This is a genomic window from Nocardioides oleivorans (assembly GCF_004137255.1).
Lineage (GTDB): Bacteria > Actinomycetota > Actinomycetes > Propionibacteriales > Nocardioidaceae > Nocardioides > Nocardioides oleivorans.
In genome coordinates this window covers 2,127,223-2,148,276 of record NZ_SDWT01000001.1, presented here as the reverse complement: position 1 = coordinate 2,148,276, position 21,054 = coordinate 2,127,223, and the positions used below count along the sequence as shown (strand labels likewise).

16 protein-coding genes are annotated in these 21,054 nt (G+C 70.4%); 7 read left to right on the top strand and 9 right to left on the bottom strand.

The window, feature by feature from the left end; genetic code table 11:
* Positions 1 to 13: 13 nt before the first annotated feature.
* Positions 14 to 3,700 carry a glycosyl hydrolase gene (locus EUA93_RS10225; protein WP_207208652.1) on the bottom strand — a complete coding sequence of 1,229 codons (3,687 nt, stop codon included), beginning with the start codon at positions 3,698 to 3,700 and terminating at the stop codon, positions 14 to 16.
* Between the two features lie 350 nt (positions 3,701 to 4,050).
* Here EUA93_RS10225 and EUA93_RS10220 point away from each other — a divergent pair, with 350 nt between their 5' ends.
* Complete coding sequence (locus tag EUA93_RS10220) at positions 4,051 to 4,986, top strand: LysR family transcriptional regulator (RefSeq protein WP_129400034.1); 936 nt, start codon at positions 4,051 to 4,053, stop codon at positions 4,984 to 4,986.
* A gap of 80 nt (positions 4,987 to 5,066) precedes the next feature.
* Here the strand turns inward: EUA93_RS10220 and EUA93_RS10215 are convergent, their stop codons facing one another.
* Both EUA93_RS10215 and EUA93_RS10210 read right to left on the bottom strand, forming a co-directional pair.
* Complete coding sequence (locus tag EUA93_RS10215) at positions 5,067 to 5,681, bottom strand: maltokinase N-terminal cap-like domain-containing protein (protein ID WP_129400033.1); 615 nt, start codon at positions 5,679 to 5,681, stop codon at positions 5,067 to 5,069.
* A 28-nt stretch (positions 5,682 to 5,709) separates the two neighbouring features.
* A complete protein-coding gene (locus tag EUA93_RS10210; RefSeq protein WP_129400032.1) occupies positions 5,710 to 6,873 on the bottom strand; it encodes a saccharopine dehydrogenase family protein in 1,164 nt (387 codons plus the stop codon).
* Positions 6,874 to 6,934: 61 nt separating this feature from the next.
* Between EUA93_RS10210 and EUA93_RS10205 the strand changes: the two genes are divergently transcribed.
* The 3 genes from EUA93_RS10205 to EUA93_RS10195 are packed head-to-tail and all read left to right on the top strand — an operon-like array spanning position 6,935 to position 9,931.
* The gene (locus tag EUA93_RS10205; protein WP_165355121.1) at positions 6,935 to 8,800 is read left to right on the top strand and encodes a beta-propeller domain-containing protein; all 1,866 of its coding nucleotides are present in this window, start codon (positions 6,935 to 6,937) and stop codon (positions 8,798 to 8,800) included.
* Between the two features lie 31 nt (positions 8,801 to 8,831).
* Positions 8,832 to 9,098 carry a DUF2277 domain-containing protein gene (locus EUA93_RS10200; RefSeq protein ID WP_129400030.1) on the top strand — a complete coding sequence of 89 codons (267 nt, stop codon included), beginning with the start codon at positions 8,832 to 8,834 and terminating at the stop codon, positions 9,096 to 9,098.
* Positions 9,095 to 9,931, top strand: coding sequence for a Sir2 family NAD-dependent protein deacetylase (locus EUA93_RS10195; protein WP_129400029.1), 837 nt, complete (start codon positions 9,095 to 9,097; stop codon positions 9,929 to 9,931). Before EUA93_RS10200 ends, EUA93_RS10195 begins: the two co-directional genes overlap by 4 nt.
* A gap of 48 nt (positions 9,932 to 9,979) precedes the next feature.
* Here EUA93_RS10195 and EUA93_RS10190 read toward each other — a convergent pair whose 3' ends face one another.
* Positions 9,980 to 10,660 (bottom strand): iron-dependent transcriptional repressor DtxR, encoded by a 681-nt coding sequence (locus EUA93_RS10190; RefSeq protein WP_129400028.1) that lies wholly within the window; start codon positions 10,658 to 10,660, stop codon positions 9,980 to 9,982.
* A gap of 62 nt (positions 10,661 to 10,722) precedes the next feature.
* On the opposite strand from EUA93_RS10190, the gene EUA93_RS10185 reads away from it, so the two are divergent.
* Positions 10,723 to 11,523, top strand: a complete 801-nt coding sequence (locus EUA93_RS10185) for a hotdog family protein (RefSeq protein ID WP_207208651.1) — start codon at positions 10,723 to 10,725, stop codon at positions 11,521 to 11,523.
* A gap of 57 nt (positions 11,524 to 11,580) precedes the next feature.
* Positions 11,581 to 13,173, top strand: coding sequence for a glycoside hydrolase family 13 protein (locus EUA93_RS10180; protein WP_207208650.1), 1,593 nt, complete (start codon positions 11,581 to 11,583; stop codon positions 13,171 to 13,173).
* A gap of 84 nt (positions 13,174 to 13,257) precedes the next feature.
* On the opposite strand, the gene EUA93_RS10175 is transcribed toward EUA93_RS10180, so the two are convergent.
* The gene (locus tag EUA93_RS10175; RefSeq protein WP_165355120.1) at positions 13,258 to 13,725 is read right to left on the bottom strand and encodes a MarR family winged helix-turn-helix transcriptional regulator; all 468 of its coding nucleotides are present in this window, start codon (positions 13,723 to 13,725) and stop codon (positions 13,258 to 13,260) included.
* Between the two features lie 17 nt (positions 13,726 to 13,742).
* Positions 13,743 to 15,347: an MDR family MFS transporter gene (locus EUA93_RS10170; RefSeq protein WP_338036345.1), complete on the bottom strand. Its 1,605-nt coding sequence runs from the start codon at positions 15,345 to 15,347 to the stop codon at positions 13,743 to 13,745.
* A 458-nt stretch (positions 15,348 to 15,805) separates the two neighbouring features.
* Here EUA93_RS10170 and EUA93_RS10165 point away from each other — a divergent pair, with 458 nt between their 5' ends.
* Positions 15,806 to 16,693 (top strand): MerR family transcriptional regulator, encoded by an 888-nt coding sequence (locus EUA93_RS10165; RefSeq protein WP_129400024.1) that lies wholly within the window; start codon positions 15,806 to 15,808, stop codon positions 16,691 to 16,693.
* Positions 16,694 to 16,712: 19 nt separating this feature from the next.
* Here EUA93_RS10165 and EUA93_RS10160 read toward each other — a convergent pair whose 3' ends face one another.
* The 3 genes from EUA93_RS10160 to EUA93_RS10150 are packed head-to-tail and all read right to left on the bottom strand — an operon-like array spanning position 16,713 to position 21,033.
* Positions 16,713 to 18,713, bottom strand: coding sequence for an ABC transporter ATP-binding protein (locus EUA93_RS10160; RefSeq protein WP_129400023.1), 2,001 nt, complete (start codon positions 18,711 to 18,713; stop codon positions 16,713 to 16,715).
* On the bottom strand, positions 18,710 to 20,443 hold the full coding sequence (locus EUA93_RS10155; protein WP_129400022.1) for an ABC transporter ATP-binding protein: 1,734 nt from the start codon (positions 20,441 to 20,443) through the stop codon (positions 18,710 to 18,712). Before EUA93_RS10155 ends, EUA93_RS10160 begins: the two co-directional genes overlap by 4 nt.
* On the bottom strand, positions 20,443 to 21,033 hold the full coding sequence (locus EUA93_RS10150) for a TetR/AcrR family transcriptional regulator (RefSeq protein WP_129400021.1): 591 nt from the start codon (positions 21,031 to 21,033) through the stop codon (positions 20,443 to 20,445). The genes EUA93_RS10155 and EUA93_RS10150 overlap by 1 nt, the downstream gene beginning before the upstream one ends.
* Positions 21,034 to 21,054: the final 21 nt, after the last annotated feature.

Genomic DNA, 21,054 nt, shown 5'->3' with positions numbered 1-21,054 from the left:
TCGGTCAGACTGCCTACCTCTTCGTGACCCGCACCGTGGTCTTGTAGAGGACGGTCCCCTTCCGGTCGAGGACGCGCAGGACCTTGCGGCCCGTCATGCCTCGAGGAACGACCGTGGTGATGGTCACCTTGCCGTCCTTCACCTTGGCCACGGCGAGCTTCCTGCCGCCCAGGGTGAGCTCGACCTTGTTCACCGACAGGTCGCGGATGCGGACCTTCAACCGCTGACCGGCCTTCACCTTGCCCTTGACCGTCACCTTCGGCTCCACCACCGGGGTCGGCGTCGGGGTGGGGGTCGGGGTGGCCGTCGACGTCGGGGTCGGGTTGGTCGTGGGGGTCGGGCTCGTGGTGGGCGGCGTCGGAGCCTCGGCGCTGTACTCGACGTCCACGAACGGCACGATCTTCGCCTGCTGCGGACCGAACGACAGGTACTTCACGTCGTTCATCCACCACGGGTTGCCGCGCGGGATGCGCGGGAACGCCTCCGTGACGATGCCACGGTCGAGCTGGACGTTGGCCAGTGCCGAGGAGTAGTCGATGACGATCTCGTTCTCACCGTCGACGAGGTAGTCGCTGACGTCGGCCACCGGGGTGGACCAGTTGAGGCCTCCGGTGTAGAGGTCGGTGCCCACCAGCGGGACCTGGTTGCCGCGTCCGTCGTCGATGGTCGGCTTGCCGACGCCTCCGACGTCCTTCGTGGCCTTGGTCGGGTTGGTGCTCTTCTCGCCGCCCACCTTCCGGCCGTTGATCCAGACCACCATCGAGTCCTCGAGGTCCTTGCCGAAGTCGAGGTAGGCGCCACTGGCCGAGCCGGCGTCCCAGTCGAACGTCGCCTCGTAGTGGCCCTTGCCGGAGACGGCCTTCCCGACCTCGGGGATCTTGTCCCAGGTCGTCAGGGTGTCGAGCTGGACGTCGATGTCGGTCACCACCGTGGAGGTCTTCCGGTTGGTGGTGGTCAGTCCGTCGATGGTCTCGGTGCGAGTCAGGTCGCCCTGGGTCGCGTTGGGACGCCACGACTCGACCGTGAGGTCCCAGTCGGTGATGTCGTACGCCCCGGGGACCTCGACCGCCTGGTCGATCACGGTGCCGTCACTGAGCTCCGCGGTGACCGTGCCCGACTCGGAGGTACGCATCGCGACCCCGTCCTCGGTGGCGTACGCCGAGTCGGCGTTGGTGTCGAGAATGTGCAGCTGGGCCTCGTCGACCTTCTCGAAGGCGAGGAGCTCGATGTTGTCGTAGTCGAGGTCGATCGGGACGATGGTCTTGCCGTCCTCCCACCGATAGTCGGCCAGCTGCGTCGTCTCACCGGTCCAGGAGTCGATGACGTACGGCACGAACAGTCCGTCCTGGACGATGTCGGTCTTGATGTTCTGGTTGTGCGTGGCGTTGCGGACGCTGGCCTTGTGGCTCTTGTCGAGGTAGTTGGCCGGGTCGTAGTTGTAGACGTAGAGGAACTGGTTTCCCTCCTCGTCCTCGCGGGTCTGCGTGAGCAGCTGCAGGTTGGGCTCGGGGAAGCCGGAGTAGGGCTCCACGCCGAGCTCCTGCAGCTTCTCCAGGACGTTGTCGTCATAACCGCCCGGCTGGGCGCTGAAGTAGTCGATGTCGTCGTAGACCGTGGCCTGGCGCACAGTGGGGAGGGTCTTGAGCTCGTCCATGACCTTCTTCAGCGCGACGTCCTTGCCGTCGTTGAAGGGCGTGCGGTTGCCGGCGTTCTCCAGGATCACGACCTTGAGGCCCTGCTTGGCCCACCGGCGGATCCGGTTGGCCGCCTCGAGGTCGAGCCAGTCCTGGTAGAGCACGATGGCCTTGTAGCCGGCCTTCTCGATCGTCTTGGTCGTCGTGTCGAAGTGGACGTCGTCGTCGAAGAGGAACTTCGGGCTGAAGTAGTCGTAGGTGTAGCCGTTGTCCTGCAGCTCGGTCGAGCGGTAGTAGACGCCCTGGTGGGCGTACTGCCAGTTCATGTTCCCGTTGTCGCTGCCGATGCCGGCGTTGTAGGCGACGCCGTGGATCCACTTCTGGTTGATGAAGCCGACGTCGGTGCGCGACTTGCCGGTCTGCAGGAGCTGCTGGACCCGGCCCATGTGGGCGTTGAACTCGTCGTAGTCGGAATATCCCGGGTTACGGGTGCCGAGCTGGCGGAACCCGGTGGCGTTGTGACCGGGCCAGGCGAAGCTGCCGAAGCTGTACCCGGCGCCCCACACGTGCCACACGATGCGCTGGAAGCCGGCGGCGTACTGGGCGTACGCGTCGTGCAGGTCCATCTGACGGGTTCCGCTGTAAGGGCCGAGCTGGGCGCCGGTCTCGGTGGAGAGCACCTTGTTCTCGAGCTTGGCGCCGCCCGTCCAGAGTCGCAGGATGTCGACGTTGTCGTACTGGTTGAAGTTCTCGGCCTCGGGGTAGTCGACGTCCATCGCCGGCTCCGACATCTCAAGCGGCCGGCCGTAGGAGATCTGGGCGCGGGTCTCGATGCCTACTGAGTTGAGCCAGGTCTTGAGTGGCTGGAGCATCCGCTCGCGGTACAGCTGGGTGAGCACGTCCTGGTAGTCGTTGATGATGCCCTGGCGCTTGATCTCCGCGCCGTCGAGCTTGTACGTGCCGGTGTTGCGCACCTCGTGGTACGGCGTGAAGGGGCTGGCGTTCACGTCCTGGAAGAGGAAGAGGTACGGCGTGATGTCGTAGCCCTTGCGCCTCTTGAACTCGGCGGCCATGTCCGCGGCCCACCAGGTCGCACCACCGGTGCCGAAGTTGATCTCGAGGGAGTCCATGAACAGCTGGACGTCGCCCTCGGCGATCTTCGCTCGCAGCGCGGGGTCCGCGAGGTAATGCTGCTCCCAGTAGGTCCGGAGCGCCTGGACCCCGCGCGTGTCGAAGTAGTTGGTCGCGTAGGCAGGCTGGGCGGACGGGCTGGAGGCGTGGTACGTGCCCTGGGTCCACACACCGAAGACCCGGTAGGTGCCGTCGTTGGGGGCGGTCCAGCTCAGATTCTGGGTCCAGGCGTCCGCGCCCTGCGTCACGTTGGCCTTGAGGTCGATGAAGCTGTTCGGGTCGACCGCGTTGCCCGTGGTCACCTTGTAGGCGTAGGCCGTGACGAACGTGGCGCCGGCGCGACGTGCGTTGGCAGCTGCCGGGACGGGCACGGTCGTCAGGGCCTGGCCGGCCGCCACGGTGCCCGTGCCGAGGGTGATGTTCTGCATCGCCTGCTGGCTCGCCGGGTCGAGGCCGGGCACGTTGGAGGTGGCCCAGTTGGTGCCCGAGGTGAGGTAGACCGCCATGCCCAGGTCGAGCATCTTGTTCATCATCAGGTTCCACTTGTGCGTCCACATGTCGGAGCCGTAGGCGTACTGCGCGTCTGGAGCGACGGCGTCGCTCTGCATGCACAGCTCCACGCCGCGGTATCCCGCGTCGTAGAGCGCCTGGATTTCTTCCAGCAGGGACTCGTCGGTGTTGGCCGCCTCGCCCAGCCACCAGCGCACGTCGGTGCTGTAGACCCGGTCGGGGTCGACGTACTTGCTCTCGAGCTCCTTGGCGAAGGCCGAGCTCTTCTTGACGACGGGTGCCGTGATGGCGGGCGCCGACGGCCGCGCCACCTCAGCGTGCGAGGGCGACGTGGTGGCCAGGAACACCGCCGGCGACGCCACGCCCAGCGCGAGCGCGGTCGAGAGCAGGCAGGTGACCGACCTGTTCCTCGGAGTGATTCTCACAGTTGCTCCTTCTCCCGGACAGCACTCACGCCGCCGAAGATTGAAACGATTCATTCTCGTGCCACCAACTGTGTCGGTCATCACATGCGGTCCACAAGGTGCGTCGGACGGCTTCTCCCTCCCGTCTGCCGATACCTGCTATTGCCGGCGCCGATAGGGCCCACGCTCGGGCGACGACGTCGCCCGGCGCGAGTCGCGACCGTGCTCCCGGTGGAGATAGTCACTATCTGCTCAAGGCATATGTCTGGGCGGCGACTCGGCAGCCCCGGATTGATACGTTCCCGCCAGCTGGCTGCCGTGCCCGAGGTCGACCGACCCCGCCGCAGCCGGACATCGACCGAGGAGGCCAGTTGATCGACCACGCTCGACTCCGACGCCTCGACCTCAACCTGCTGCACTCCCTCGACAGCCTCCTCCGCGAGCGGAACGTGTCTCGCGCAGCGTCGTCGGTCGGGGTGAGCCAGCCCGTGATGAGTGCCGCGCTCGCACGTCTCCGCCGACACTTCGACGACGAGCTGCTCGTGCGCAGGGGGAACACCTACGAGCTGACGTCGCTGGCCAGGCAGCTGCACCCGGGGGTGATCGACGCCCTCCGCGCGGTCGACCGGGTCATCGCCGCCAAGACCCGGTTCGACCCGAGCGTGGAGCACGAGTTCACCGTGGTGTGCGGCGAGGTGATCGCGGCGATCCTCCTGCCGCGCCTGTGCCTGGCCATGCAGGAGGCGGCTCCGGCCAGCACGCTCCGGGTGGTCGAGCCCGGTCAGCTCCGGGGCTCCGACATCGCCGACCACCTCGCGGCCAGTGTCGACGGCGTGTTCCTGCCCCACGGCTGGCTGTCGGGCCTGGAAAGCATCGATGTCCTCGACGACCAGTGGGTGTTCGCCGTCGCAGCCGACGACCCCACCCACCGTCTGACGGTCGAGGACCTCAACGAACGTCCCTGGGTGGTTGCCCAGGTCGGCGACAACACCGTCGCCCGTGGCATGCAGCAGATCCTGTCCGCCGGCATCCGCCCGCGCGCGGAGGTCATCGTGAGCGGCTCGATGAGCATGCCGTTCTTCCTTCGCGACAGCTCTCGCGTCGCCGTGATGGGGCGCCGGCTCATCACCGACATGGGCGACCTCTTCGGGATCCGGGAGGTACCGGGCCCGTGGGAGCTGGACTCGCTCAGGACGGCGTTCTGGTGGCACCCCAGCAGGCGCGAGGACCCGGCGCACCAGTGGCTGCGGATGCTCCTCGAGGACATGCTCGCGAACGACGTGACCTCGGCGCCGAGCGACGACTAGGCCCGGACCGCCCGCTCAGAGGGTCTCGAACCGGATTCCGGCCGCGGTGGCGAGCGTGCTTGCCGGAACCCGGCTCGCACTCACCTCGTAGGGCGCAGTCCGGCCACGTCGACGGTGCCGCCGGTCCAGGAGACCGAGAGGGTCTCCGCTGCGGCGAGGTCGGCGGCCAGGTCACGCCTCACCACCAGCTCGACGTCGCCCGCGCGGACGACCGTGGTGGCCGCGAGGTCGTGGACCGAGACGTCGCCGAGGTCCGGCACCGCCGCGGAGGTGCCGGTGCCGCGCGCCCTCGCGCCGGGATCGCGGACCGCCCGCGTGCCGTCCGCGGCCTGGACCTCCTCCACGGCCTCGGTGCCCCCGGTCGCGATCGCGGTGGCGAGGACGCCGACGCAGACCGGGTCGAGGAGGCCGTCGTAGACGTAGCGCGTCCCGAGCACGGAGTGCTCCATCACGCCGATCTCGTCGACGCCGGCGAGCCGGTCGGCCCGGTAGGTCAGCGGGACGAACAGCCCACCGCCAGCCGCGTCGCCCAGCAGGAAGCACTCGACGCCCACCTCGCCGGCCGGGTCGTCGAGCCGGAAGCTCGCGACCGGGTCACGGTCGACCACGCCGTCGTACCACTCCCGGGTCGGCAGCCACGCCGCCATCAGCTCCTGCTTGGTGGGGGTGATCGTCGCCTGGTGCATGAGGGCCATGGCCCCATGATGCTCCAGTCGGGTCGACTCAGAGGGTCTCGAACCGGATGCCGGCGGCCTGGAGCCGGGCGAGCAGCGCGTCGCCCATCGCGACCGCCGGGGTGACCTGGCCGGAGGTCTCGGGGTTGTCGTCGAGGGCCAGGCAGAGTGCGGCCTCGGACAGCATCTTCGCGGTCTCGGTGTAGCCGGGGTCGCCGCCCGAGACGCGGGTGCGGACGGTCTGGCCGCCCGCGTCACCGACGAAGTCGACGGTGAACCACGACTTCTCCCGCTTCGACGCGTCCGGACCGGACCCCTGAGGCACCTTGCCCTTGAGGAAGTCGCGCACCGGCTTCACCTGCGCGGCGACGGTGAGCGCGCCGACGCCGATCGCGCCGCCGGCGGCGTAGCGCAGCGTCTTGGTGCCTGCCCAGTGGGAGTAGCGGAACTTCGGGCCGTACGACGGCAGCCTGGCGCCGCTGCGCGCCACGATGATCGGGTCGATGGTCGGCAGCGGGAGCAGCCAGTAGCCGAGCACCGGGTCGCGGTGCGGCTTGCCGCCGACCGAGCGGGACGAGCGGCCGTCGGCCGGCTTGCCCTCGGCGCGGCGGCGATCGGCGTACGTCTTCTTCATCTGCTTCGCGCGGGCGAACTGGTCGAGGGCGGAGTGGAAGGTGCCGCCGGACGGCGTGCCGCCGGCGCGGACGACACCGCGCACCGTGATCGGCTGGTCGGACGGGAGCTGCTGCACGGTGTAGTAGGCCCCGACGTCGTGCGGGACGGAGTCGAAGCCGCACGCGTGGACGATCCGGGCGCCGGTGCGCACGGCGGTCTGGTGGTGCTCGAGGTAGGTCCGGTCGACGAACTCGGGCTCGCCGGTGAGGTCGAGGTAGTCGGTGCCGGCCTCGGCGCAGGCCGCGACGAGCGGGCCGCCGTTGGCGAGGTAGGGGCCGATCGTGGTGACCACGACGCGGGCCTGCCGCGCCACGTCGGCCAGGGCGGCGGGATCGGTGGCGTCGGCGACGAGCACCTGGACGTCGGGTGCGCCCAGGTCGCCCAGCCGACGACGTACGCCCTCGAGCTTGTCCGCGTTGCGGCCGGCGATCGCCCACCGCAGGCCGTCGGGCGCGTGGGCGGCGAGGTAGTCGGCGGTGAGCCCGCCGGTGAAGCCGGTCGCGCCGAACAGCACGATGTCGAAGGGCCTGTCGCTCATCGCGCCATCGTGCCACGCGCGCTGCCGGGAACCGGCGGGCCGCAGGGCCCGTCCCACGACCATGCACCTGCGCACGACCATCACCGGCATCGTCGCGCTGACCAGCCTGGCGGCCGCCGCCGGGGTCGGCTACGCGATCGGCCAGGACTCCGACCCCACGGGCACTGCCCCGCCGCCCCGCATCGCGCTCGCCAACGCCGACCTCACGACCACCGGGTCGTGCGACGCGCTCCTCCAGTCCTACGTCGACCGCGGCGTCGAGCAGGTCGGGGCCTACGGCTGGGTCGGCGACATGCGCATCTTCTCGTCGCAGGAGGGGGACGTCTCGATGCCGCTCTCCTCCAGCGCCGCAGGCGTCGAGCGGTCGATGCCGTCGACCTCGCGCACCACGAGCGACGAGTCCGGCACCAACGTCCAGGAGGCCGGCGTCGACGAGGCCGACGTGGTGAAGGTCGCGGGCTCGCTCCTGCTGCGGATGCGCGACGGGGAGCTGCTGGCCCACGACGTCTCCGGCGCCGCGCCCCGGTTGCTGTCGACCACCACGATCGCCGACTCGAGGACCACCAACCAGCCGCTCGACCCGGGCGGCGAGCTGCTCCTCGTCGGCGGCCGCGCGGTGGTCTTCGGTTCGACGGACACGGGCACGACGATCACGACGGTCGACCTGTCCGACCCCAGCTCACCGTCGATCGTCGACGTCACCAGGGTCAGCGGCCGCGCGACGGCGGCCCGGCTCACCGGCGACGTCGTGCGCGTCGTCGTGCAGACCGACCTGCCGCAGCTCGACTTCTCCTCGCCCAGCGGCGCCCTCGGCGAGCTGCGGTCGCGGCTCCACAACCGCTCGCTCGTGCGCGCCACCACGCTGGCCGACTGGCTCCCGACGATCGAGGGACAGCCAGCCGTCGACTGCGACGACGTCGCCGTGCCGACCGACACCGACCTCGCGCTCGGCACCACGACGGTGCTCGCGCTCGACCCGGCCTCGCCGTCCCTCCGGACCGCGACGGCGGTCGCGACGGACTCCGACACGGCCTACTTCTCGACCGACCGGTTCTACCTCGCCGCCGGCCAGCCGGCGTGGTGGGGCCCGTGGAGCGAGTGCATCGACTGCGGCACCGGGTCCCCGCAGGAGCCGAGCGGCACCACGCCGATCTTCGCGTTCGCGCTCGACGGGATGGAGGCGTCGTACGTCGCCTCGGGTGAGGTCGAGGGCACCATCGCGGACCGCTGGTCGATGGACGCCGTCGGCGGCTCGCTCCGGATCGCGGTCGGTCCGAGCGCCACCACCGGCACCTCGAACTCCGTGATCACGCTGCGCGAGGACGGCTCGGCCCTGGTCGAGGAGGGACGCGTCGACGACCTCGGGGTCGGGGAGGTGATCCAGTCGGTGCGGTGGTTCGACGACCTCGCGATCGTGGTGACCTTCCGCCAGACCGACCCGCTCTACGCGATCGACCTCACGAACGCGGCCGCACCGGTGCTGCTCGGCGAGCTGAAGATCCCCGGCTACTCCGACTACCTCCACCCGCTCGGCGAGCACCGGCTCATCGGCCTCGGCCAGGACGCCACCTCCGACGGGCTCGTCCAGGGCGCGCAGGCCGCGCTCTTCGACGTCACCGACCTCACCGACCCGCGCCAGATCGACGTCGTGCGCTACGACCCCGGCACGTGGGCGGGCGCGGGCAGCGACCCGCGCCAGTTCACCTGGTTGCCCGACCAGCGCGTCGCGCTCGCGGTCGTCAACGGCAGCACCGCGAAGGGGATGACCGGCTGGGTCTCGGTGCTCTCGCTCGCCGACGGGCGGATGTCCAACCGGATGGTCGAGGTCGAGCACGGCGAGGACGTGTACGACGTCCGCCTCGTGCCGCTCTCCTCCGGCAGGGTCGCGCTCGTGACCGGCTCGGACGTCTCGTTCCTGGCCCTGTGACGCGGCCGCTGCCGGACGTACCCTCACCTCTATGTGCCGCAACATCCGACCGCTCAACAACTTCGAGCCGCCCGCGACGCGTGACGAGGTGACCGCCGCCGCGCTGCAGTACGTTCGCAAGGTGGCCGGGACGACGAAGCCGTCCCAGGCCAACGAGGAGAGGTTCTACGCCGCGGTGAAGGAGATCGCACACATCACCGAGCACCTCCTCGACGACCTCGTCACCGCGGCGCCGCCGAAGAACCGCGAGGTCGAGGCGGCCAAGGCGCGGGCCCGCGCGCAGGCGCGCTACGCGTGATCCTGGCGTCCGCACCCACCGCTGAGGCCCTCGACCTGCTGGCCGGGCGGCCGCTGGTCGTGCTCACCGGCGCCGGCCTCTCGACCGACTCCGGGATCCCGGACTACCGCGGCCCGGGCGCGCCGACGCGGATGCCGATGACCTACCAGGAGTTCGTCGCGACGCCCGAGGCGCAGCAGCGCTACTGGGCGCGCAGCCACCTCGGCTGGCAGCGGATGGGCCGGGCGCTGCCGAACGACGGGCACCGGGCGCTCGCCGCGCTCGACCCCGACCTGCTGATCACGCAGAACGTCGACGGCCTCCACGAGGCCGCCGGGTCCCGCTCGGTCGTCGCCCTCCACGGCCGGGTGTCGGAGGTCATCTGCCTCGAATGCGGCACGACGTCGTCGCGCGCCGACCTCGAGCACGAGCTCGACGCCCTCAACCCGCAGTGGCTCGAGCGGCACGGCTGGGTCGAGTCGCGCCCCGACGGTGACGTCGACCTCGACGACACCGACGACTTCGTGGTGCCGCACTGCCCGTGCGGCGGCCCGCTCAAGCCGCACGTCGTCTTCTTCGGCGAGAACGTCCCCGCCGAGCGCGTGGCCCGCTGCTACGCCGCCGTCGAGGCGCTCGGCACCTCGGGCGCGCTCCTCGTGGCCGGGTCGTCCCTCACCGTCATGAGCGGCCTCCGGTTCGTGAAGCGCGCGGCTGCCGGGGGCACGCCGATCGTCATCGTGAACCGTGGCGAGACCCGCGGCGACGCGTTGGCGTCGTACAAGCTCGAGGTGGGGTGCAGCGAGTTCCTGACGAACCTCTGCACCCGAGTCTCCCGCTTGTCGGCCGAGATCTAGGCCGACAACCGGGGCGGTCACCGGATATCCGGTGACTCGAGCGCCAGCTCAGCGCCGCACGAAGATGTGCTCGGCGGCCTCGACCACGAGCTCGGCGGTCTCCCCGCCGGAGCCGATCAGGATGCCCTCGTCGGTGCGGGCGATGGTGACGGTCTTGCCGGGGAGGGCGCCGACGCGGCGGAGCAGGCCCATCAGCTCCTCGTCCTTCTGCATCTCCTCGGAGATCCGCTTCACGTGGACGCGCTGGTCCTCGGTGATGGCGGCTCCGGACAGCGGCTCGACGTTGTCCATGAAGTCCTCGCCGACGGTGTCGCCGAGCTCGTCGAGGCCGGGGATCGGGTTGCCGTAGGGCGACTCGGTGGGGTGGTCGAGCAGGTCGAGCAGGCGACGCTCGACGGTCTCCGACATCACGTGCTCCCAGCGGCACGCCTCGGCGTGCACGAGCTCCCAGTCGAGGCCGATCACGTCGGTGAGCAGCCGCTCGGCGAGGCGGTGCTTGCGCATCACGCGGGTCGCGAGGAGCAGTCCCTCCTCGGTGAGCTCGAGGTGGCGGTCGCCCTCGACCGTCAGCAGGCCGTCGCGCTCCATCCGGGCGACGGTCTGCGAGACGGTCGGGCCGGACTGGTGCAGCCGCTCGGCGATCCGGGCACGCAGCGGGACGATGTCCTCCTCCACGAGCTCGTAGATCGTGCGGAGGTACATCTCGGTGGTGTCGATCAGGTCACTCACAGGCTCATTGTGTCCCATCCGGCAACTGCCCCGCTCCACCCGCCCGTGGCACAGTGGCCCGGGTGAGCGAACTCATCGTCCCGCGACGTTTCTGCGGACCACCCGACTCGGGCAACGGGGGCTGGACGGCCGGTGCGCTGGCCGCTCTCGACGAGCCCGACTCGCCCGACAACCGGTGCGACAGCTGGCCCGCGATCGAGGTCTCGCTCCGCCAACCGCCACCCCTCGACACGCCCCTGCTCGTCAGCGAGGACGACGGGGTGACCACGGCGTCCTTCGGAGGTACGCCGATCGCGACCGCGCACCGCGTGGAGCGTGCGCTGGCCGAGGTGGAGCCGGTCTCCCCCGAGGCCGCCGCGGCCGCCTCGTCGTCCTACCCCGGGCTCGAGTTCCACCCCTTCCCCACGTGCTTCGCCTGCGGTACGTCGCGCGAGGAGGGCGACGGGCTGCGGATCTTCCCCGGCAGGGTCGGCGACGGCTCCGCCAGGGAGGGGGCGGGCGACCTGGTCGCGGCCGCCTGGACACCGCACCCGAGCCTCCACGAGGACTGGCACGCCTACGTCGACGAGCACCCGCGCGTGTCCGTCGCGGTGACCTGGGCGGCGCTCGACTGCATCGGCGGCTGGGCCGGCGACCTCTCCGAGCGGCTGATGGTGCTCGGCCGGATGACCGCACGGGTCGACGACCTGCCCGTGATCGGCGAGCCGCACGTCGTCGTCGGCGAGGGCCGCGGCCAGGACGGGCGCAAGACCTTCACCGCCTCGACGCTGTACGACGCCGACGGCCGGGTCGTCGCCACCGCCGAGCACACGTGGATCGCCGTCGACCCGGCGATGTTCGGCGGTCAGGTCCCGACGCGGTGACGGGTCCCGCGGACCGGGGTTTCGACGTGCCCGCGCGGAGTTGAGAGGATGGGGCGCATGGCTGATGTGAACGATCCAATCCGCAGCGACTGGTGGCGCCACGCCGTCGTCTACCAGGTCTACGTCCGCAGCTTCGCCGACAGCGACGGCGACGGCATCGGCGACCTCCCGGGCATCACGTCGCGGCTCCCGCACCTCGCGGACCTCGGCGTCGACGCCCTGTGGATCACGCCGTTCTACACCTCGCCCCAGCACGACCACGGCTACGACGTCGCCGACTACGAGGACGTCGACCCGCTCTTCGGCACGCTCGCCGACGCCGACGACCTGGTCGCCCGCGCGCACGAGCTCGGCCTGCGCGTCGTGGTCGACCTGGTGCCCAACCACACCTCCGACGAGCACGAGTGGTTCCGGGCCGCGCTGGCCGCCGGTCCGGGCAGCCCGGAGCGGGCGCGCTACCTCTTCCGCGACTCCCCCGAGGGCAAGCCGGACGGAACCCCTCCCAACAACTGGAGCTCGGTCTTCGGTGGCCCGGCGTGGACCCAGGTCGACGACGGCCAGTGGTACCTCCACCTCTTCGACTCCTCCCAGCCCGACCTCGACTGGCGCAACCCCGAGGTGCCCGCGATGTTCGAGGGCGTCCTGCGCTTCTGGCTCGACCGCGGTGTCGACGGCTTCCGGGTCGACGTCGCCCACGGCCTCTTCAAGGAGGCGTCCCTGCGCGACCAGGTCGTCGAGCCCGGCGGCACCCCCGTCAGCGGCGCCGGCGAGATGGTCGAGCGCAAGGTCACCGACGAGCCGATGTGGGACCAGCCCGAGGTGCACGAGGTCTACCGCTCGTGGCACCGGATCCTCGACGAGGCCGGCCCCGACCGGATGGCCGTCGCGGAGGCCTGGACCCAGACCGTCGAGTCGATGGCCGCCTTCGTGCGTCCCGACGAGCTCGACCAGACCTTCAACTTCGCCTGGCTGCTCGCCGACTGGTCGGCCGAGTCGTTCTCCGAGGTCATCACCAGCACGCTGGCCTCCGTCGACGGCGTCGGCGCGGCGCCGACGTGGGTGCTCAGCAACCACGACGTCGTACGCCACCCGACCCGCTACGGCGGCGGCGAGCAGGGCCTGGCCCGCGCCCGCGCCGCCACGCTGACCATGCTCGCGCTCCCCGGCTCGAGCTACCTCTACCAGGGCGAGGAGCTCGGCCTGGAGCAGGTCGACGTCGCACCCGAGGACCGGCAGGACCCGTCGTACCTCCGCACCGGCGAGGTCGGCCGCGACGGATGCCGGGTGCCGATCCCGTGGGGAGGCACCGAGGCGCCGTACGCCTTCGGGCCGGGCCACGAGCAGCCGTGGATCCCGCAGCCGGCCGAGTGGGCGACGCTCACGGTGGCCGCCCAGTCGACCGACCCCGCCTCGACGCTCGCGTTCTACACCGACGCGCTCCGGGTCCGCCGCGACTTCGCCTGGACCGCCGGCGAGGACGTGTCGATGATCGACCTCGGTGACGACGTCGTCGCGTTCACCCGCGGCCCGGTCACCGTCGTGCTCAACTGCGGCACGACCCCGGTCGATCTCCCCGCCGGCGAGCTGCTGCTGGCCAGCGGCCCGGTCGACGGCACGCTGCCGCCGGACACCGCCGCCTGGCTCCGCTGACGTCCCCGGATGCACGAAACCTGAGGACGTGGCGTACGTCCGGAAGCCCGGATCCCGTACGACACGTCCTCAGGTATCTGGGGGTCAGTCGTCGCTGAGCGCGGTGTTGTACGCCGTCAGCTGGGCGGAGAACGTCGCGAGGTCCTCGTCGGACCAGGCCCCGAGCCGCTCGTCGAAGCGGTCGCTGCGACGACGGCTCATCGCCTCGAGGCGCGAGCGGCCCTCGTCCGAGGCGTCGAGCAGGATCGCCCGACGGTCCTCGGGGTCGGGCATCCGCTCCACGAGGCCGAGGTCGACCAGTGCCTGCACCTGGCGGCTGACGCCACCCTTGTCCATCCCGAAGGCGTCGGAGAGGTCGGCGCCGCGCATCGGCCCCTCCTTCGCCAGGTGGGTGAGGATGAAGAAGGTCATCGGGTGCAGGTCGGGGTGCACCTCCCGGGCGCGCTCGCCGATCACCCTCTTGACGCGTCGGATCAGGGTGCCGACCTCGGCCTCGATGGCGCGGAGGTCGTCGTAGCGGGACCTGGTGGTCGTGCTCCTCGTGGTGCTCACGGCGGTCATTGTGGTGCTCACACCTGAGAAGCGGGTGAGACCGGGCTGACCTCGGCCATGAGCTCGTCGTCGCGCTTCACCGAGGTGCGCAGCGGCACCTCCTTGATGAAGAGCACCGCGATCAGCGCGCCGATGGCGAACGGCAGGGCCACGAGGAAGATGTGGCCGGTCGCGTCACCGAAGGCGCTCTCGAAGATCGCCCGCAGCGGAGCCGGCATGCCCGACACGTCGGGGATGCCGCCCTGGCTGTGGCCGACGGCGTCGGCGTACTCCGGGTGCGCGGCGAGCAGCTTGGCCAGCCCGGCCTGCACCGAGTCGGCGACCTGGGTCGAGAGCACGGCGCCGAGGGCGGCGATGCCGACCGAGCCACCGAGCGAGCGGAAGAACGCGACCACCGAGGAGCCGGCGCCCATGTCGGAGAGGGCGATGGTGTTCTGCACGGCGAGGACGAGGTTCTGCATCGTGGCGCCGAGGCCGAGGCCGAGGACCGCCATGAAGATGCCGGTGTGCCACAGCGGGGTGTCGGCGTCGATCGTGGAGAGCAGGCCGATGCCGAGGATGACCGCGACCATGCCGGCGACGAGCCAGCGCTTCCAGACACCGGTCGCGGAGATGATCCGACCGCTGGTGATGCTCGAGACGAGGAGGCCGCCGACCATGCAGATCGACATCAGGCCGGCCTCGGTCGGGCTCATGTCCTTGGCACGCTGGAAGTAAAGGCTGAGGTAGACCGTCGAGCCGAACATCGCGACACCGATCAGCACCGAGGCGACCGTGGCGAGGGTCAGCGTGCGGTCCTTGAAGAGGCGCAGCGGGATGACCGGATCCTTGGCCACGTTGGCCTCGACGTAGATCGCCGCGCCGATGACCGCGAGGGACCCGACGACGAGGAGGGCGCTGGTCGTCGAGACCCAGTCGAAGTTCTGGCCACCGAGGGAGACCCAGATGAGCAGGATCGAGACGCCGCCGACGAGGAGGAACGCGCCGAGGTAGTCGATCGAGACGTCGTCACGCTTGACGACGGGGAGGCGCAGGGTCTTCTGCAGGACCACGAAGGCCAGGGCCGCGACGGGGAGCCCGGCGAAGAAGCACCAGCGCCAGCCGACGGTGTCCACCAGCACGCCACCGACGAGCGGGCCGCTGACGGTCGCGAGGGCGAAGACGGCGCCGATGTAGCCGCTGTAGCGGCCACGCTCACGCGGGGAGACCATCGAGGCGATGACGACCTGGACGAGCGCGGTGAGGCCACCGACGCCGAGGCCCTGCACGACGCGGGCGCCGATCAGCACCTCCATCGAGGGCGCGAAGCCGGCGACGACGGAGCCGATCGAGAAGATGACCAGCGCCGACTGCACGAGGACCTTCTTGTCGAAGAGGTCGGCGAACTTGCCCCAGATCGGGGTGGTCGCGGTCATCGCGAGCATCGTCGCGACGACGACCCACGTGTAGCCGGTCTGGCTGCCCTTCAGGTCGTCGACGATGGTCGGCAGCGCGTTGCTGACGATCGTGGAGGAGAGCATCGCGACGAACATCGCGAGGAGGAGGCCGCTGAGCGCCTCGAGCACCTCGCGGTGGGTCATCTGGCCGTTCTGCTCGGCGCTGATGGTGGGAGCCTGTGTCACTGCATTGCCTGCGATTCTTGGTTGCCGTTCGCAATAGTTGTTGACCACAACTTTACGCCTCCGGCAACCATCCGGCCACTCGGCGACGACGAGACCTGCGCCACAACGGCGAACCGGCGTGGTGCCGTACCAAGAAGGGGCGGGGGCGCGGGGAAATGCAGCGACCCGCAGGCGTACTGCCCTCGGAAGAGGGCCCCGGCGGATGACAACCGGGCGCCTGCGGGTCGGGTGGCTGCGATGGATTCGCCGGCAGCTGTCGGCGGACCGGGCTGCCTAGCGGGCAGCCACCTCACTCATCCGAAAAGAACTCATTCTTCGGATCACCTCCCTTCTGTGTGCCTCGACCCTACGTCGCTGCACGCGGGCGCTCAACGCATTAACCCGCCGGCGGACTTGCACCTCACGCAACGTGATGTGGTCCGGTTGACCCACGCCCACCCACGAAAAGAAGGAGCCCCATGAGCTTGCCGTTCGCCATCCCGCGCCAGGTCAAGATCGGTGACGCGGCAGCGTTCGTCGGCACCACGCCCCGAGCGATCCGCCACTACCACGAGATCGGCCTGCTCCCCGAGCCCGAGCGGGGCACCGACGACCGACGCCGCTACGGGTACGACGACATGATCCGGCTGCTGTGGATCCGCCGGATGGCCGACGCGGGGATCGCCCTCGACGACGTGCGGGCCGCCTTCGCCGATCCGGCTCCCGCCGGCTCCGACGGCGACCACGAGGTCGCGGCGATCCTCGAGCGGTTGGAGGAGACCCTCGCCGCCCGCGAGGCCGAGCTGCAGGAGCAGCGGAGCGCCGTGCAGCGCATGCTCGCCGCAGGCAGCAGGAGGGGCCTGCTCTCCGACCTGGTGACCGCGCGCCTTGCGTCGGTGCCCGAGGGCTCCCTGCGCCAGGCGGACCTGGACACCCTGCTGGTCACCGAACGGATCTTCGGTCCGCTCGGCGCGGCCATCCAGGCCGGCCGGTTCGTCGCCCTGGCCGCCCACCCCGACCTGCAGGAGGAGTCCGACCGCGTGGACGCCGCCGAGGAGGCGCTGGACGACACGGTCGACGTCGACGACCCCCGCGTGGCAGAGGTGGCCGAGCGACGACACGCCTTCGAGCTGGCGCTGAACGCCGTCATCGAGGACTCCGGCCAGGCGGTGGAGGAAGAGAGGTTCTTCGACTCCTGGGAGGCCTCGCAGGCCGACGACGTCGACGCCGGACCCGGGTCCGGGCCGGGCTCGACGAGCGCCCTCGCGGCAGTCGAGAAGATGCCCTACGACTTCTCCCCGGCCCGTCTCCGGTGCATCGAGCTGGTGGCCGAGAAGCTCGCCGCCCAGGAGCCGGCCGCCCCCTAGGCCGGACCCGGGTGAGCAGTCAGCCGGCCACCGCCTCCCCCACGGCCGACTCGAACTGGGAGCGGTAGAGCCGGGCATAGGCGCCGTCGACCTCGAGCAGCTGCTCGTGCGAGCCCTGCTCGACGATCGAGCCGTCCTCCATGACGAGGATCAGGTCGGCGTCGCGGATGGTCGAGAGCCGGTGCGCGATCACGAACGACGTACGGTCCGAGCGGAGCGCGGCCATCGCCTGCTGGAGCAGCAGCTCGGTGCGGGTGTCGACCGACGAGGTGGCCTCGTCGAGGATCAGCAGCGCCGGGTCGGACAGGAAGGCCCGCGCGATGGTCACCAGCTGGCGCTCACCGGCCGAGAGGTTGGAGCCGTCCTCGTCGATGACCGTGTCGTAGCCGTCGGGTAGCGAGTGCACGAAGCGGTCGACGAAGGTCGCCCGGGCGGCTTCGAGGATCTGCTCCTCGGTGGCGTCGGGGCGGCCGTAGGCGATGTTGTCGCGGATCGACCCGGCGAAGAGCCACGTGTCCTGGAGCACCATCCCGATCCGGCTGCGCAGCACCCCCCGCGGGATCGAGGTGATGTCGACGCCGTCGATGAGGATCCGCCCGGACTGCGGGTCGTAGAACCGCATGACCAGGTTGACCATCGTGGTCTTGCCGGCGCCGGTCGGCCCGACGATCGCCACCGTGCTGCCGGGCTCCGCGACCAGCGACAGCCCGGAGATGAGCGGGCGCTCGGGGTCGTAGGAGAAGGCCACGTCCTCGAAGCGCACCTCGCCGTGGGCGTCGGCGGACTCGGCAGGACGACCGGTCGCCTCCACGCTCTCCTCCTCGGCGTCGAGCAGCTCGAAGACCCGCTCGGCCGACGCGACGCCCGACTGCAGCAGGTTGAGCATCGAGGCGACCTGCGTCAGCGGCTGGGTGAACTGGCGGGTGTACTGGATGAAGGCCTGCACGTCGCCGAGCGACATCGTGCCGCTGGCGACCCGGAGGCCACCGAGCACCGCGATGACGACGTAGTTGAGGTTCCCGACGAACATCATGATCGGCATGATCAGGCCGCTGACGAACTGGGCGGAGTACGACGCCTGGTAGAGCTCGTCGTTCTGCTCGGCGAACTTCCGCTCGGAGTCGGCCTGGCGACCGAAGACCTTGACGATCGAGTGCCCGGAGAAAGTCTCCTCGATGTGGGCGTTGAGCGTGCCGGTGCGCCGCCACTGCTGGATGAACATGCCCTGCGAGCGCTTCATCACCGCCGCCGTGACGAACATGGAGATCGGCACCGAGACGAGCGCGACCAGCGCGAGCAGCGGCGAGATGTAGAACATCATCGCGATCACCGCGAAGACCGTGAGCACCGAGGTGAGCATCTGGCTCATCGTCTGCTGGAGCGTCTGGCTGATGTTGTCGACGTCGTTGGTGGCGCGGCTCAGCAGCTCGCCGCGCGGCTGCTTGTCGAAGTAGCCGAGCGGGAGCCGGTTGACCTTGTCCTCCACCTCGGAGCGCATCCGCAGGACCGTCCCCTGCACGACGTCGTTCAGCAGGTAGCCGCCCAGCCAGGCGAGCAGCGATGCGGCGACGTACACCGCGAGCACGACCAGCAGCACGTCGGCGACGGCGGAGAAGTCGACGCCGTCGGTCAGCTTCATCGAGGCGAGCATGTCGGCACGATCGGTCTCGCCCTGCGCGCGCAGCGCCTCGATCGCCTGCTCCTGCGTCGCGCCGGAGCCGAGCACGTCCTTGCCGATCAGCCCGGCGAAGATCAGGTCGGTCGCCCGGCCCAGGATCTTCGGCCCGACCGCGGTGGCGACCACGCTGACCAGCGTCAGGACCACGACGGCGTACGCCTTGTGGCGCTCGGGACGCAGCCGCGCGAGCAGGCGCTTGAGCGACGGCCAGAACGTGTCGGCCTTCTGGCCGATCATCCCGCCGCCCATCGGGCCGCGGCCGGGACCGCCCGGGCCCTGCTGGACGCGCTCGGTCTCCTTCATCTGGCCGCCCTTCGCGGGGGCCTCCGACTGGGTGCTCATGCGACCTCCTCCGCCGTCATCTGGGACTGGACGATCTCCTGGTAGGTCGAGCACGTCTCGAGGAGCTCGTCGTGCGTGCCGGTGCCGACGACGGCGCCGTCCTCCATCACCACGATCCGGTCGGCGTGGCGGATGGTCGCGACGCGCTGCGCCACGATCACCACCGTCGAGTCACGGGTCACCGGTCTGAGCGCGGCCCGCAGCCGGGCGTCGGTGGTCAGGTCGAGCGCGGAGAAGGAGTCGTCGAAGAGATAGATCTCCGGGCGCCGGATCACCGCGCGGGCGATCGCCATCCGCTGCCGCTGGCCGCCGCTGAGGCTCGAGCCGCCCTGGGTGATCTCGGCGTCGAGCCGGTCGGGCATCGCCTCGACGAAGTCCTTCGCCTGGGCGATCTCGAGCGCCGACCACATCTCCTCCTCGGTGGCGTCGGGCTTGCCGTAGCGCAGGTTGTCGGCCACGGACCCCCGGAAGAGGAAGGCCTTCTGCGGCACGAGCCCGAGCCGCGACCAGAGGACCTCGGGCTCGATCTGGCGTACGTCGACCCCGCCGACGCGGACCGCGCCACCGGTCGCGTCGAACAGGCGCGGGACCAGGTTGACGAGGGTCGACTTGCCGGCACCGGTCGAGCCGACGATCGCCACGGTCTCCCCCGGGCTCGCCGTGATCGCGACCGAGCGCAGCACGGGCTCGTCGGCCCCTGGGTAGGCGAAGGTGACGTCGTCGAGCTCGAGCGTGAGCCGCCCGGGGAGCTCGGTCACGGCGTCGGCCGGCGGGACCACCGACGAGTCGGTCTCGAGGACCTCGGTGATGCGCTCGGCGCAGACGGCCGCGCGCGGCACCATCATGAGCATGAACATCGCCATCATCACCGACATGACGATCTGCATCAGGTAGGAGATGTAGGCGGTCAGGGCGCCGACCTCCATGTGCCCGTCCTCGACCCGGTGACCACCGAACCACAGCACGGCGACCATCGCGACGTTGGACACGATCATGACCGTCGGGAACATCGCGGCCTGCCAGCGGCCGGTGCGGACCGCGACGTCGGTGAGCTGCTGGTTGGCGTCGCCGAACCGCTCGGTCTCGTGCTCCTCGCGGACGAAGGCCCGCACGACGCGGACGCCGGTGATCTGCTCGCGCAGCAGCCGGTTCACCTCGTCGATGCGCACCTGCATGAGCCGGAAGCTCGGCACCATCTTGCGCACGATCAGGCCGATCGCGCCGCCGAGCACGGGCACGACGGCGAGGACGAGCCACGACAGGCCGATGTCCTCGCGGGCGGCCATGATGATGCCGCCGACCATCATGATCGGCGCCGACACCATGAGCGTGCCGCCCATCAGCACGAGCATCTGCACCTGCTGGACGTCGTTGGTCTCGCGGGTGATCAGCGAGGGGGCGCCGAAGTGCTGGACCTCGCGGGCGGAGAACGAGCCGACCCGGTGGAAGATCGCAGCGCGCAGGTCGCGACCGAAGCCCATCGCGTTGCGCGCCGAGAACCACACCGCGGTGATCGAGCAGACGATCTGCACGAGCGAGACGGCGAGCATGTAGCCGCCGTGGCGCAGGATGTAGCCGGTGTCCCCGGTGACGACGCCCTTGTCGATGATGTCGGCGTTGAGGCTCGGCAGGTAGAGCGCGGCCATGGTGCCGACGAACTGCAGTGCGACGACCGCCGACAGCGGGGCGGCGTACGGCTTGAGGTAGGTGCGGACGAGTCGGAGCAGCATCACGTGTCCTGGGTGGTCGAAGGGGTCTTGAGGACGCCGTTGAGGACGGTGTCGACGATGTCGGCCGCCGTGAGCGGGTGGCCGTCGGAGATGTGCGGGTGGGTGCCGGAGAAGGTCAGCAGCCGCACCATGTGCATCAGCTGGGCGGGCGGCACGCGCAGCTGGTCGCGATGGGGCTCGGCCAGCACCTGGAGGATCGCCGCGACGCGCTCGCGCTCGGCCTCCATGTGACGGCGCGCCTTCGGCGGGCCGATCATCCCCATCCTCGACATGAGGGTGAAGACGCGCTCGAAGCGGTGCTGGAAGAGCTCCACGACCTCGAGCAGGAGCGCGCCCAGCGGCTGGTCGGGGTCGACCTCCTGGAGCTGCGCGATGAACGGCTCGAGGTCGAGCGCCCGGTCGAGGGCCGCGGCGACCAGGTCGTCCTTGGAGTCGAAGACGCGGAAGATCGTGCCCTCCGCGATGCCGGCGGCGTCGGCGATCTGCTTGGTCGTCACGGTGCGGCCGTGCTCCACGAGCAGTGGGACGGTCGCGGTCACGAGGGCGGCCCGGCGGTCGTCGGGCGAGAGGGGCTTGGCACGAGGTGGCACGCGCTCCACTGTAAGTGAGTG

Excerpts from the sequence above, each read along its gene's own strand:
- EUA93_RS10215 (WP_129400033.1), bottom strand. The coding sequence starts at position 5,681 with ATGGCCCTCATGCACCAGGCGACGATCACCCCCACCAAGCAGGAGCTG.
- EUA93_RS10210 (WP_129400032.1), bottom strand. The coding sequence starts at position 6,873 with ATGAGCGACAGGCCCTTCGACATCGTGCTGTTCGGCGCGACCGGCTTC.
- EUA93_RS10205 (WP_165355121.1), top strand. The coding sequence starts at position 6,935 with ATGCACCTGCGCACGACCATCACCGGCATCGTCGCGCTGACCAGCCTG.
- EUA93_RS10200 (WP_129400030.1), top strand. The coding sequence starts at position 8,832 with ATGTGCCGCAACATCCGACCGCTCAACAACTTCGAGCCGCCCGCGACG.
- EUA93_RS10180 (WP_207208650.1), top strand. The coding sequence starts at position 11,581 with ATGGCTGATGTGAACGATCCAATCCGCAGCGACTGGTGGCGCCACGCC.
- EUA93_RS10165 (WP_129400024.1), top strand. The coding sequence starts at position 15,806 with ATGAGCTTGCCGTTCGCCATCCCGCGCCAGGTCAAGATCGGTGACGCG.
- EUA93_RS10160 (WP_129400023.1), bottom strand. The coding sequence starts at position 18,713 with ATGAGCACCCAGTCGGAGGCCCCCGCGAAGGGCGGCCAGATGAAGGAG.
- EUA93_RS10155 (WP_129400022.1), bottom strand. The coding sequence starts at position 20,443 with ATGCTGCTCCGACTCGTCCGCACCTACCTCAAGCCGTACGCCGCCCCG.